The organism is Brevundimonas diminuta 3F5N (assembly GCF_900163625.1).
In the GTDB taxonomy this organism is placed as follows: domain Bacteria; phylum Pseudomonadota; class Alphaproteobacteria; order Caulobacterales; family Caulobacteraceae; genus Brevundimonas; species Brevundimonas diminuta_A.
The window spans coordinates 59,532-72,877 of the sequence record NZ_FUIE01000057.1 but is presented as its reverse complement, the minus strand read 5'-3'; the positions used below and the strand labels follow the sequence as shown (position 1 = coordinate 72,877).

General features: G+C 69.8%; 10 protein-coding genes. 9 read left to right on the top strand and 1 reads right to left on the bottom strand.

What is annotated here, in order from left to right; translation table 11 throughout:
- Positions 1-458: 458 nt before the first annotated feature.
- Positions 459-1,064, bottom strand: a complete 606-nt coding sequence (locus FM111_RS11110; RefSeq protein WP_087140999.1) for an HAD-IA family hydrolase — start codon at positions 1,062-1,064, stop codon at positions 459-461.
- Positions 1,065-1,288: 224 nt separating this feature from the next.
- Here FM111_RS11110 and FM111_RS11105 point away from each other — a divergent pair, with 224 nt between their 5' ends.
- The 9 genes from FM111_RS11105 (at position 1,289) to FM111_RS11065 (ending at position 13,323) form a co-directional block, all read left to right on the top strand.
- Positions 1,289-2,641 carry a hypothetical protein gene (locus tag FM111_RS11105; protein WP_087140998.1) on the top strand — a complete coding sequence of 451 codons (1,353 nt, stop codon included), beginning with the start codon at positions 1,289-1,291 and terminating at the stop codon, positions 2,639-2,641.
- Positions 2,642-2,659: 18 nt separating this feature from the next.
- Entirely contained in the window at positions 2,660-3,478 is an 819-nt protein-coding gene (gene ccmI, locus FM111_RS11100) for a c-type cytochrome biogenesis protein CcmI (protein WP_087140997.1), read from the top strand.
- 67 nt (positions 3,479-3,545) lie between these two features.
- Complete coding sequence (gene ccmE, locus FM111_RS11095; RefSeq protein WP_087140996.1) at positions 3,546-4,043, top strand: cytochrome c maturation protein CcmE; 498 nt, start codon at positions 3,546-3,548, stop codon at positions 4,041-4,043.
- A 3-nt stretch (positions 4,044-4,046) separates the two neighbouring features.
- Positions 4,047-6,056, top strand: a complete 2,010-nt coding sequence (locus tag FM111_RS11090; RefSeq protein ID WP_087140995.1) for a heme lyase CcmF/NrfE family subunit — start codon at positions 4,047-4,049, stop codon at positions 6,054-6,056.
- Positions 6,053-6,532 (top strand): cytochrome c-type biogenesis protein, encoded by a 480-nt coding sequence (locus tag FM111_RS11085; RefSeq protein ID WP_087140994.1) that lies wholly within the window; start codon positions 6,053-6,055, stop codon positions 6,530-6,532. The genes FM111_RS11090 and FM111_RS11085 overlap by 4 nt, the downstream gene beginning before the upstream one ends.
- A 172-nt stretch (positions 6,533-6,704) precedes the next feature.
- Positions 6,705-8,258: a Do family serine endopeptidase gene (locus FM111_RS11080; protein ID WP_179205082.1), complete on the top strand. Its 1,554-nt coding sequence runs from the start codon at positions 6,705-6,707 to the stop codon at positions 8,256-8,258.
- 65 nt (positions 8,259-8,323) lie between these two features.
- Positions 8,324-8,995, top strand: coding sequence for a response regulator transcription factor (locus tag FM111_RS11075; RefSeq protein WP_087140993.1), 672 nt, complete (start codon positions 8,324-8,326; stop codon positions 8,993-8,995).
- Positions 8,996-9,004: 9 nt separating this feature from the next.
- The gene (locus FM111_RS11070; protein ID WP_087140992.1) at positions 9,005-10,441 is read left to right on the top strand and encodes a sensor histidine kinase; all 1,437 of its coding nucleotides are present in this window, start codon (positions 9,005-9,007) and stop codon (positions 10,439-10,441) included.
- The gene (locus FM111_RS11065) at positions 10,438-13,323 is read left to right on the top strand and encodes a bifunctional [glutamine synthetase] adenylyltransferase/[glutamine synthetase]-adenylyl-L-tyrosine phosphorylase (protein WP_087140991.1); all 2,886 of its coding nucleotides are present in this window, start codon (positions 10,438-10,440) and stop codon (positions 13,321-13,323) included. The genes FM111_RS11070 and FM111_RS11065 overlap by 4 nt, the downstream gene beginning before the upstream one ends.
- Positions 13,324-13,346: the final 23 nt, after the last annotated feature.

Genomic DNA, 13,346 nt, shown 5'->3' with positions numbered 1-13,346 from the left:
TACCCAACGTCCGCAACGGGTCGTGAACCGAAGTTAGCATATAGAGTGGGAAGCGGACATCAGAATTAGCGGAATATGTCCCCATTGGCGCGTCCTGCGCGGCAGTAATACTGAACGAACGCGCCAGGCTGCTCTTGCATGAGGCCAGCGACAATTTCGCAGTTCTTCTTATTATGGGCTTGGCCATCAAGAGCGTCGAACGTCGCCACGTGGATATGATGGTTGCCGACAACTGGCGACCGATAAAGAGTGTAGACCGTAAGCTCATCAGGCTGGGCTCCGCAGGAGCCTAAGAGGGCCGCCGTTATCAGACATAGTTTTCTAATCATAGCTGTCCTCCGAGCGTGACCATGCCGTAGGCTGATAGAATGTCCAGACGGCCCGGGTGCTACGTCGGGGTAACGTCCGCGACGGGCCGTGAACCGAAGTCAGCAATGGGGCGTATGCAGACGTTGCGGCTAGTCGCTCAGTTCTGGAATGAGCGTGCTGAGTGTTGCGCCGGGCGTCCAGAGCGCCGCGCGCCAGCCGCGCGCACGTGCGGCTTCGACGTTCTTTTCGCTGTCGTCGATGAAGGCGATCGCTGAGGCGGGCAGGTTCACGCGTTGCTCTACCGCTGCATAGAAATCCTGTGACGGCTTCGAAACGCCAAGCTGCGCGGCATAGTGCATGTCATCAAACAGGTCGCGAAACCTGAGCCTATCCCACAGATAGGACGCGCGTTCGTGTTCCTGGACGGTCGCCAGATGCAGAGGCGTTCCCGACGCTCGAACCTCGGCGAGTTGCAGCAGCAGGGCCTCGTCCAGATGGGCGTCGCCTTCAAACCAATAGCGGATCAACTGACTGTAACTGACGTGTGGCGCGATTTCCGCGAGCGCGGGCTCCAGTCTATCCCGCAGGGGCGCGCGGCCGTGAACGACATCGTCCCAGCACGGCTTGAAGAAGCGGTCTTGCAGCGCCTCACGGGGAACGCCCAGGTCTTCTTCGATGCGAGCGGACCATCCAGCAGGATCGGGGTGACGCACCACGACGCCATCGACATCCACCATCAACACGGCTGGTTTCATCAGACCTGCAACCCATCGCACCCAGAGAAAGAGCTATTCTGCTGGTTTGAAATCCGGCTGCAAGGGACACGAAACGAGGTTCGTTTAACGGGCGGTGGAGACGTCACAGGCGAAGGGCGGGCGATCCTGTCCATGCTGTCGAACAGGCCTCAAATCCCCTGTTAACCCACGACGGCGCACCTTCGGCGTTTAGGCCGGGAATCAGTGCGGTCGGAGGAGTGGGGATGGCGGACCTGTCGGTCGCCCAGAGGGCCGCCTTGGCCCAGCTGATCGAACGGTGCCCGGATCGGGTCCTGTCGCAGCTTTCGGGGCTGGCGGGCTCGATGGCGGGCGACCGGGCGGCGGCGTTGCGCGACATGATCGAGGTCGAGGCGCTGGACCGGCGTCGCCGCAACATCGCCTTCGCGCCCCTGCTGCCCCTGTTCCAGCCGCGCGCCGACGGTCTGCCGGGGCTCTGTTTTCCAGCGGCGGTGTTGGGGCGGATGTGGCGCAGCGCCACCCGCAACGAGCCGGAGCTGCTGCCTCAGCTGGATCGCGACGATGACCTGTCGCGCATGATCGCCGACCGCCTGTGTCTCAGCGCCGCCTTCGCCCTGCGCGATCGGGCGGGCGAGATCTGGCCGGATGCGGCGTCGGAGACCGCGCAGGCGCATGAGCTGGCGGCGTGTCTCGACCTAGCGGCGACGGCGCGGCGGGCCTTGCCCCACCTGCCGAACTGGATCGGCCGCTCGGGGCCGGAGGCGGCCGCCGAGTTGAAGCTGGCCTTGCGCCAGGCCGCCGGGATCGCGCCCGACGGCGCCAGTCGCTTGCTGGAGATGATCTTCGCCCATCTGGAGGACGCGCGGCTGATCCTGCGCGTCGCCGCCTTGGCCGCGCCGGGCGGGCGTGAACTGAGCGCCGAGACGGCCTTGGGAGAAAGCGAGCTGGGCCTGTTCGTCGACCGCATCCTGCTGGCGCTGGCGCGGCGTGCGGCGGACGCGGCCGCCTTCGATCCTGCCGGAGGCGGGGCCGAGCTGGACGTCTTCAAGGCCGACCTGGATTGGTGCGCCGAGACGCTGGCCGAGATCGACATGGCCCTGCCGCTCAAGGCCGACAGCGCCTGGGGCAAGGCGGTGCGGCAGGCGCGCTTGAAGGTGGCGCTCAGCCTGTCCGAACGCTTCAGCGCGGCCGAGCGGGCGGTGGACGCCGTCCTGCCGGTCGAGCGGACCGCCCTGGTCGGGCGCATGACGCGCCCGGCGCCTCGGCTGGACGGGGCGGTCGAGGCCGCCGCCGCCGATCGCGCGCGGGCCCTGTCGGCGCTGGTGGGACTGGTGCGTGGCCCGGCGGCTGTGTTCGGCTGCGAGGCGGAACGCCGCCAGATGGCCGAGGCCCTGACCGGCCGTCTGGCCGCCTGGGCGGACGAAGCCATGGAACGGCTCAACGACGGCCAGGCCGCTGACGAGGCGACGGCGCGCAAGCGCATCATTCTGACCGCCGAGCTTCTGGGTCTGATCGGCGCGCGCGAGGCCGCGCGCACGGTGCGGCGGCGATTGATGGCGTCAGGTGCGGCGTCGCGCGCCTCGCCTCCGGCCGCCTGATCCGCTACAGCGGCGGCCATGACGATCTTCTGGATCATGACGGCTCTTGTGACCGCGCTGGCGGGGTTGGCGGTGCTGTCCGCCGCCCGGCGCGGGGCCGAGGCCGAAAGCGTGGCGGACCGCGACGCGGGCGCGCGCGAACTGGCCGAGCTGGACCGGCTGAAGGCGCGCGGCCTGCTGGACGAGGCGGGCTGGACCGCTGCGCGGGCCGAGGCGGGGCGCCGTCTGCTGGCCGCCCGCCGTGCAGACCGCCGTCCGGTCGCGGGCGCGCGCGATCGCTATTGGGTGCTGGGCGGGATCGCGGCGACGGCGGCGGCTTCGCTGGGCCTCTACGCCGTCTTCGGCGCGCCGGGCATGAAGGATCAGGCCTATGAGACGCGCGTGCGTGAATGGGCCTCTGCGCCCGAGGCGCTGGAGCCGGCGCAGGTCGCGGCCGTGCTGGGGCAGGTGGTCAAGGACCGGCCGGACGATCGCTTGGCGTTGACCATGCTGGGCGCCGCCCGGTTCGAGGCTGGCGACCCTATCGGCGCGGCCTCGGCCTTCCGCCGCGCCCTGGCCATCCAGCCGGACGACGCCCAGAGCTGGGCGCGGCTGGGCGAAAGCCTGGTGCGGGCCAATGACGGGGCGGTCGACGGCGACGCCGAGGCGGCCTTCCGCCAGGCGGTCAAGCTGGACCCCGATCAGTTGGGCGCGCGCTTCTATCTGGGCGAGGCCGCCCTGGCGCGCGGCGACCGGGCCGAGGCCGAGGCCATGTGGACGCCGCTGATCGCCGTGCTGGCGCCGTCGGATCCGCGCCGCGCCGACTTGCAGAAACGTCTGGCGGAGGCCGCCCGATGAGCCGTTGGCCCGCCCTTGCTCCCGCCTTATACGCGGCGGTGTTTTCCGCCATCCCCGGATCGTTGACATGAGCTGGTTGCCCAAATCGCCGAAGGCGCGCCGCCGACTGTGGGTCGTCATCGCTGCGGCGCCCGTGCTGGCGCTGGCCGTCGGCCTGTCGCTGTGGGCGATGAAGGACAATGTGACCTTCTTCTATTCCCCCTCGGAAGTGACGCCGCAGAAGGTTCCGGCCGGCCAGATGATCCGCCTGGGCGGTCTGGTCGAGGCGGGCAGCGTGCACAAGGCGGCCGACGGCTCGGTCGCCTTCGTCGTCACCGACAACGGGGCGACGGCGCAGGTGATCTATCACGGCGACCTGCCCGACCTTTTCCGCGAGGGGCAGGGCATCGTGGCGCAAGGGGCGTTCCGCCCCGATCGCACCTTTGAGGCCAGCCAGGTTCTGGCCAAGCACGACGAGACCTATATGCCGCGCGAAGTCGCCGACCGGCTGAAGGAAAAGGGCGAGTGGCGGCCCGAGGGCGGCGAGGCCGCGCCCGCCGCCGCAACCGTGCAGCAAGGGGCTTAAGCGTTGATCGTCGAACTGGGCGCCTTCGCCCTGATCCTGGCGCTGGTGCTGTCGGTGCTGAGCCTGGCGCTGACCACGGCGGGACGTCTGCGGCTCAGCCCGGTGCTGGCCGGGGCGGGGGGCGGCGCCATGCTGGCCTCGGCCGGGGCGATCCTTCTGGCCTTCGGGGCGCTGATCTACGCCTTCGTGGTGTCGGACTTCTCAGTGTCGAACGTGGCCATGAACAGCCACACCGACAAGCCGGTCTTCTACAAGGTCGCCGCCGCCTGGGGCAGCCATGAAGGCTCGCTGCTGCTGTGGTGTCTGGTGATGACGGTCTTCGGCGGGGCGCTGGCGCTGGCGCGCGGCTTGCCGTTCGGACTGAAGACCTCGGCCGTAGCCGTGCAGGCGGCCCTGTCGAGCCTGTTCCTGGCCTTCGCCGCCTTCACCTCCAACCCCTTCTTCCGACTGGACCCGGCGCCGGTGCAGGGCGCGTCGTTGAACCCCCTGTTGCAGGACCCGGCGCTGGCGGTGCACCCGCCGCTGCTCTACGGCGGCTATGTCGGGTTTTCGGTCTGCTTCTCGCTGGCGGTGGCCGCCCTGATCGAGAAGCGCGTTGATCCGGCCTGGGGCCGCTGGGTGCGGCCGTGGGCGCTGGCGTCCTGGGCCCTGCTGACCGTCGGCATCGCGCTCGGTTCCTTCTGGGCCTATTACGAACTGGGCTGGGGCGGCTGGTGGTTCTGGGACCCGGTCGAGAACGCCAGCTTCATGCCGTGGCTGGCGGGCGCGGCTCTGCTGCACTCGGCCATCGTCACCGAGCGGCGCGGGGCGCTGGCGGGCTGGACCGTCTTCCTGGCGATCCTGGCCTTCACCTTCTCCATGCTGGGGGCCTTCCTGGTGCGCTCGGGCGTGCTGACCAGCGTGCACGCCTTCGCCGTCGATCCCCAGCGGGGGATGATGCTGCTGGCCATCCTGGGGCTGGCGGCGGGCGCAGCCTTCATCCTGTTCGCCCTGCGCGCCCCGGCCATTCGGTCGGGCGCCGCCTTCGCCCCGGTCAGCCGAGAGGGCGCGTTGGTGCTGAACAACCTGTTCCTGACAGCGGCGGCGGCGACCGTGCTGCTGGGCACCCTCTACCCGCTCATTCTGGAGGGCGTGACGGGGGCGACCATCTCGGTCGGCCCGCCCTATTTCAACGCCGTCTTCAACCCGTTGATGATCGTCGCCTGCCTGATCCTGCCCGCCGGGCCGCTGCTGGCGTGGAAGCGGGGCGACCTGAAGGGGGCCTTGCAGCGCCTGTGGCTGGCGGCCGCTCTCGCCGTCGCCGCCGCCTTCGCCGCCTTCTTCCTGTTCGATCCGAAGAAGGCGCTGGCCGCTGCGGGCTTCGGTGTCGGCGCCTGGCTGATCGGCGGGGCGCTGGCGGAGCTGGGCGTGCGGACCAAGGCCTTCCGCGCGCCTTTGGCCGAGACCCTGCGCCGGGCCAAGGGCCTGCCGCTGGGCGCCTGGGGCATGGCGCTGGCCCACGCCGGTCTGGGCGTCTTCATTCTGGGCGCCGTGGTCGAGACCAGCTTCAAGGCCGAGACCGCCGCCGCCCTGCCGCTGGGCGGGGAAGTCGCCGCCGGGCCGTGGAAGGCGCGGCTGGACGCGGTCGAGGTCATCGAAGGGCCGAACTATCTGGCCGAGCAGGGCCGCCTGACCATCATGCCGGTCGACGGCCGCGCGCCCGAGCGCGTCATCACCGCCGAGCGCCGCTTCTTCCCGGCGGGCGGCCAGACGACGACCGAGGTCGGCCTCGACTTCCGCGGGCTGGACGACGTCTACGCGGTCATGGGCGACCGCGCGGCGACCGACGACGGCGAGCGCGCCTGGATCGTGCGCATCTATTACAACCCCTGGGCGCGGCTGATCTTCCTGGGGCCGGCGCTGATGGCGCTGGGCGGGCTGATCTCCCTGCTGGACCGGCGCCTGCGCGTCGGGGCGGGCTCGCGCGTGAAGAAGGCCGCCAAGCCGGGCGAGCCTGTGGAGGCGCAGGCGTGAGGCGCGCCGCCGCCCTGTTCGCAGCCGTCCTGCTGGCCGGCGCCGCCGCGCCTGCTGTGGCCGAGCCGCCGCCTGCGCCGGATCGTCCGCTGACTGACCCGGCCCAGGAAGCCCGCGCCCGCGCCCTGTTCGGCGATATCCGCTGCGTCGTCTGCCAGCATGAGTCGATCGCCGACAGCCCGGCGGGCATCGCCGCCGATCTGCGCGGCCTGGTGCGCGAACAGATCGCCGCCGGCAAGACGGACGACGAGATCAAGGCCGACCTGCTGCGTCGCTACGGCGACTATGTGCTGTTCCAGCCGCCGCTGCGGATCGGCACCTGGCTGTTGTGGTTCGGCCCGTTCGTTCTGGCGGCGGGGGCGGGCGTGGTGCTGGTCCTGCGGGCGCGCCGACGCAGTGCGGGCGAGGCTGCGCCCCTGACGCCGGAAGAAGAACGCGCCCTGGCCGCCCTAACGGCGGACGACGAAAAGTCCTAGCCTGTCCATTTGGAAAGCCTTTCGCCGCCTTCCTGACGCAGCTACGCCACACCGCGAACGTCGATCAGGAACAATCATCGCGAGGGCGTGCATTGGCTTGAGGCGTAACGCCCTATATTCATGGGCGAACGGAGCTTTTCCGTATCCGCCAGTAAAGACTGCAAGGACGACGATGCTGAAACGCAAGGAGTTCATTCTGGGGGCCGCTGTCGGCCTGACCTTCGCCGCCGCCGCGACGGCGGGCGGGGTCATCACCTGGCCGGGCGCCGAAGCCGCGCCCGCCGCCAAGGTCGGACAGCTGGTTCCCTCGGCCGGCGCCGGAGCATTGGCGTTCGCCCCGCCGCAGGGCGCGCCGCTCAGCTTCGCCGACATCTTCCAGCAGGTCGCCCCCGCCGTGGTGCAGATCGACGTGAAGACCCGCGTCCAGCGCCCGCGCGGCGTGTTCCAGATTCCGGGCTTCGGCGCCGTGCCCATCCCCGGCGCGCCGGGCGGTTCGGGCGAGGGTGAGGAAGACAACACCCAACTGGCCGCAGGCGCCGGTTCGGGCTTCTTCATCTCGGCTGACGGCTTCATCGTGACGAACAACCACGTCGTCGAAAACGCCGAAGAGATCACGGTTCGCCTGAACGACGAGCGCGAGCTGAAAGCGCGCCTGATCGGCCGCGACCCGCTGACGGATCTGGCGGTCATCAAAGTCGAAGGGTCGGCCTTCCCCTTCGTCTCCTTTGAGGACAAGGCCGAGCCGCGCGTCGGCGACTGGGTCATCGCCGTGGGCAACCCCTTCGGCCTGGGCGGTACGGCGACGGCGGGCATTGTCTCGGCCAAGTCGCGCGCCATCGGAGGAAATGAAAACCCCTACACCGACTTCATTCAGATCGACGCCGCCATCAACCGGGGCAACTCGGGCGGCCCGACCTTCGACATCTATGGTCGCGTCATCGGCGTGAATACGGCGATCTTCTCGCCGACGGGCGGTTCGGTCGGCATCGGCTTCGCCATTCCCGCCGGAATCGCCAAGGACACCACGGATCGCCTGATGCGCGGCGAGAAGATCGAGCGCGGCTATCTGGGCGTGACGATCGGCAATCTGACCAATGAGTATCGCGAGAGCCTGGGTCTGCCGGAAGGCACTAAGGGCGCCTACATCACCGAGGTGACGGCGGGCGCGCCGGGCGAGCAGGGCGGGCTGCAGGCGGGCGACGTCGTCGTCTCGCTGAACGGCCGTCCGATCATCGGCAGCAATGAACTGACCCGCGCGGTGGGCTCTGCGAAGCCCGGCGACGTGCTGCGGCTCGAGCTGCTGCGCGAGGGGCGCCGTCAGACCATCAATGTTCGCGCGGGCACCCGTCCCGCCAACCTCGGCGCCGCCGAGGCCGAAAGTGATGATGCGACGACGCCGGATACGCCTGAAGCCGTGGCGGGCGAGAAGATCGAAGGCATGACGGTCGCGCCGATCAGCGCCGCCCTGCGTAGCCGTTTCGAACTCCCTGCCGAGACGCGCGGGGTGGTCATCACGGCGATCGACGCCCAGTCGCGCGCTGGGCGTCTGGGCTTCCGCCCGGGCTTCGTCGTGGTTCAGGCCAACGGTCGTGCGGTTTCTTCGGTGAAGGAGTTCCGCGATGCCGTCGAGGCCGCGCGGTCAGCCAACCGACCTGGCGTCCTGCTGCTGGTGCGAACGTCGGCGGGGAACACGCCGGTCGTTCTGCCCTTCGCCAAGTCTGAATAAGGCGTAACTCACGAGATCGGCGGCGATGCGCTAACATCGCCGCCGAATCTTTTTTGGGAGGCTGCATGCGTATTCTGGTGGTTGAGGACGACGCTGAAGCCGCGACCGCCATGGTGCGCGGCCTGAGCGAGGCCGGGCATGAGGTCACCCACGCCGTGGACGGCGCCTTCGGCCTGCTGGAAACGCAGAAGGGCGGCTACGACGTCTATGTCGTGGACCGCATGATGCCGCGCCTGGATGGTGTGGGCATGGTCGAGATGGTGCGCAAGGGCGGCGATCAGACGCCGGTCCTGTTCCTGTCGGCCCTGGGCGAGGTCGAGGACCGCGTCACGGGCCTGAAGGCGGGCGCCGATGACTATCTGGTCAAGCCCTACGCCCTGGCTGAACTGGTCGCGCGGGTCGAGGCCCTGTCGCGCCGTCGTGAGACGGGCGGGGTGCAGACCGTGCTCAAGGTCGGCGAGCTGGAGATGAACCTGATCGCCCGCACCGTTCACCGCAACGGCCAGGAGATCGACCTGCAGCCGCGCGAGTTCCAACTGCTGGAATTTCTGATGCGCCACGCGGGCCAGTCGGTCACGCGCACCATGCTGCTGGAGAAGGTCTGGGAGTATCACTTCGACCCTCAGACCAACGTCATCGACGTGCACATCAGCCGCCTGCGCTCGAAGATCGACAAGGGCTTCGACAAGGCCATGCTGCAGACCGTGCGCGGCGCGGGGTACCGGCTGGAGGCGTAAGGCCCCGGCATGAAACTCCCCTCGCTCTTCCGCCGTACGCCCTTCCGGCTGACGCTGTTGTTTCTGGCGCTGTTCGTGGCGACGGCCAGTGCGGTGCTGGCCTATGTCTATTTCGCCTCGGCGTCCGAGGCGCGGGCGCGGGCGGAGGCCAGCGTCAAGGCCGAGGTCGAGGGGCTGACCGCCGTCTATCGCACGCGGGGCCGCGACGCCTTGAACCAGGTGCTGGTCGAACGCACGCTGAAGGGCGGCCCCTACCTCTATCTGCTGATGGCGCCGGATCGTTCTGTCATCACCGGCAATGTCTCGGAATCGCCGCTGGACCCGCCCAAGGCGGATGCGCCGCCATCGACGGCGCGCTGGGATGACTTTCGCCTGACCGACACGGACGAGGACGGGCGCGTGCGCCGTCGCGGCGCCATCGGCGTGGAAACCACTCTGTCTGGCGGCGAACACCTGTTCGTCGGCGAGGACATCGGCGACATCGAGGCCTATCTGGCGCGGCTGACCCAGGCCCTGTGGGGGGCGATGGTCATGGTGCTGGTGCTGGGCGTCGGCGGCGGGCTGTGGATCAGCCGAGGCGTCGAACGGGCCATGGCCGGCCTGAACCGCGTTGTGGCGGCGGTGCAGGAGGGCGATCTGAAGACGCGCGTGCCGATCCGCCATTCCGGCGACGAGCTGGACGAGCTGGCCGAGGGCCTGAACGGGATGCTGGACCGGCTGGAAGGCTCCATGGCCTCGATCCGCCACGCCGGGGACGCCATCGCCCACGACCTGCGCACGCCGCTGAACCGGATGAAGGCCAAGATGGAGGTCGCCCTGATCGACGCCGAGGCGGGGCGGACGTCGGGCGTGGACGCCCTGGGCGTGGCGCTGGACGAGGCGGACGCTTTGCTGAAGACCTTCAACACCGTGCTGGCCATCGCCCGGTTGCAGGCGGGCGGGGCGCCCGATCCCAAGGTGTTCGACGCCGCCGACCTGGCCTCTGACATGGCCGAGCTCTACGAACCGGCGGGCGAGGACAAGGGGCTGGAGTTCGCCGCCGAAATCCAGAAGGGGCTGATGATCGAGGGCAACCAGCCCTTCCTGGCCCAGGCGCTGGCCAATCTGATCGACAACGCCATCAAATATACGCCCGAGGGCGGGGCGGTGATGTTCCGCGCACGGCGGCGCTCTTCGGGCGATGTGGAGTTCTCGGTCACGGACAACGGACCCGGCGTGCCGGACGAGGATCGCGAGCGCGTGCTGCAACGCTTCGTGCGTCTGGACAACAGCCGCACCGAGCCGGGTTCGGGCCTGGGCCTGTCGCTGGTCACCGCGGTGGCCGAGGCGCATGGCGGCCGCATCCAGCTGGACGAAGGGCCGGGCGCCTATGACGGACGCGGACCGGGCTTGCGCGTGGCCCTGATCCTGCCCGCCGCCAGTCGGGCGCTTGAGGCCGAGGCGTGAGCGAAGCTCTGGCGACGCGGTTGCAGCCGTGCGGCCCCGTGCGTGACGCCGATGCGGCGGCTCGCCTGCACGAGCGGCTGGCCGAGACGGCGGACGCTGACGGCTGGCGCGCGACGCTGGACGCGGCATGGGCGGCGCTGGAGCCCGTCTTCGCCGCCTCGCCTTATCTGGCGGGCTTGGCGCGGCGCTGGCCGGATCGGCTGCGGCGGACGCTGGACAGCGATCCCGAGGCGCTGCTGGCGGAGATTCTGGCCGCCAGCGACGCCCTGACGGCCGCCCCGGACGAGGCCAAGGCGCCGCTGCGCTGGCTGAAGGCGGAACTGCATCTTTTGACCGCCCTGTGCGACCTGGGCGGCGTCTGGGATCTGGATCAGGTGACGGGCGCCCTGTCGCGGTTCGCCGATGCAGCGGCGCGGGCGGCGCTGAGGATCACGGCCGACGACTGGCGCAGACGCGGGCGGTTGATCGCGACGCCCGACGATCCGCGCGGGCCGGTTCCGGGCCTGTTCGTCCTGGCCATGGGCAAGGGCGGGGCGTTCGAGTTGAACTATTCCTCGGACATCGACCTGTCGCTGTTCTACGAGCCGGAGACGCTGGAAACCGCCCTGTCCGAGGGCGTCGAGATGCAGGGCTTCGTCAACCGCCTGGCGCAGGGGGTGACGGCCCTGTTGGCCGAGCGGACGGCGGACGGCTACGTCTTCCGCGTCGATCTGCGGCTGAGGCCCGACCCGTCCTCGACCCCGCCCGTGGTCGCGGCGCCGATGGCGCTGGCCTACTACGAATCTGTCGGCCAGAACTGGGAGCGGGCGGCCTTCATCAAGGCCCGCGTCTGCGCCGGGGATGCGGTCGAGGGCGCTGATTTCCTGAAGGCGCTGGTCCCCTACATCTGGCGTCGCAGCCTGGATTATCAGGCCGTGCTCGACATCCAGTCGATCAAGAAACAGATCCACGTCCACAAGACCGGCGAGGGCTTGGAGGCGGCGGGCGCCAATCTGAAGCTGGGCCGGGGCGGCATCCGTGAGATCGAGTTCTACGTCCAGACCCAGCAGCTGATCCTGGGCGGCCGCGACCGGTCCTTGCGCTCGCCGCGCACCCTGGAGGCGCTGGACGCCCTGACCGAGGCCGGCCACGTCGCACCCGAAGCGCGTGACGAACTGCGCGCCGCCTATGTCGAGCTGCGCGCGCTGGAGCATCGGGCGCAGATGCTGGCGGACGAGCAGACGCATATCCTGCCCGTCGATCCCGAACGGCGCGCCGATGTGGCGGCTCTGGCGGGGCAGGGCGATCTGGCCGCCTTCGATACGGAGATCGAGCGCCTGCTGATGCGGGTCAACGCCCGCTATGGCGAACTGTTCGAGGGCGGCGAAGACCTGTCCTCGCCCTACGGCAGTCTGGTGTTCACGGGGGTGGAGAACGACCCCGGCACGCTGGAGACGCTGGCGCGCATGGGCTTTTCCGAGCCCGCCACGGTGTCGGACACGATCCGCAGCTGGCACCACGGCCGCATCCAGGCCACGCGCACGGCGCGGGGACGTGAACTGTTCACGCGCCTGGCGCCGCAACTGCTGACGGCGGTGGCCAAGACGGGGGCGCCGGACGCGGCCTTCCGCCGGTTCGCCGTCTTCTTCTCGGGCCTTAGCGCCGGGGTGCAGGTGCAGGCGTTGTTCCTCAATCAGCCCAAGCTGTTCGACCTGGTGGTCGGGGTCATGGCCTTCGCGCCGCGACTGGCGCGGGCGCTGGGGCGTCAGCCGCAGGCGCTGGACGGGGTGCTGGACGCGCGCTTCATGACGGCCCTGGGCACCGACACCGGCCTGGCTGACCAGGTGGTGCGCGAGGCGCATGAAGCCGGCGATTTCGAAGGGGCCATGAACGCCGTGCGCCGCCTGCACCGCGAACAGACCTTCCGCATCGGCATGCATGTCGTCACCGGCCGGACCACGGCCGAGCAGGCCGGACTGACCTATACCTCCCTGGCCGACGCCTGCATGAAGGGGCTGGCCCCGGCGGCTCTGGCTGAGGCCGAGCGGATGGGCGGGGCCTTCGACGGCGCGGTCGCCGTGGTGGCCCTGGGCAAGGCCGGGTCGCGTGAGATGACGGCGGGATCGGACCTGGACCTGATGACCGTCTATGCGGCGCCGCCCGAGGCGGTCTCGGCCGGGCGCGGCTGGAGCGCCGAGACCTTCTACGGCCGTTTCACCCAGCGGTTCATCGCCGCCCTGTCCGCCCACACCGCCGAGGGCGGGTTGTATGAGGTCGATATGCGGCTGCGGCCGACCGGGTCCAAGGGGCCGGTGTCGGTGCGGCTGGAGGCGATGGACGCCTATTATGCGCAGGAGGCGGACACCTGGGAGTTCATGGCCCTGACGCGCGGACGAGTGGTCTGGGCCAGCGAGCAGGGCTTCGGCGCGCGCGTGGCGCAGGCGCTGGAGGCGGCCTTGCGGCGACCGCGCCCCGGCGTCGATATCGCCCAGGACGTGCGGGCCATGCGCGATCTGATGGACCGCGAGCGGCGGCCCAAGGGCTTCTGGGACCTGAAGCTGTCGGCGGGCGCCCAGGTCGACGCCGAGTTCACAGCCCAGTATCGCCAGCTGATGGCGGCTCAGACGGGAGCGCCGCTGACCGTCTCGACGCTGGAGGCGTTGGTCGGCGATCCGGTGCTGGCCGAAAGTTGGCGCACGCATCAGCAACTGGGCCAGTTGATGGCCTGCGCCTTCGAGAACGGCGGCGACCCGGATCAGGAGCCGTCCGGCTTCCAGATGCGGCTGGCCCGCGCGGCCGGGGCGCCCGATTTCGACACCTTGAAAGCACGCCTGATCGATCTGCGACTGCGGGCGCGGCGGGCTTTCGAAACGGCCCTGCCGTCATTGCGCGACGGAATCTGATCCGGGCGGCGTTCTATTTCCCG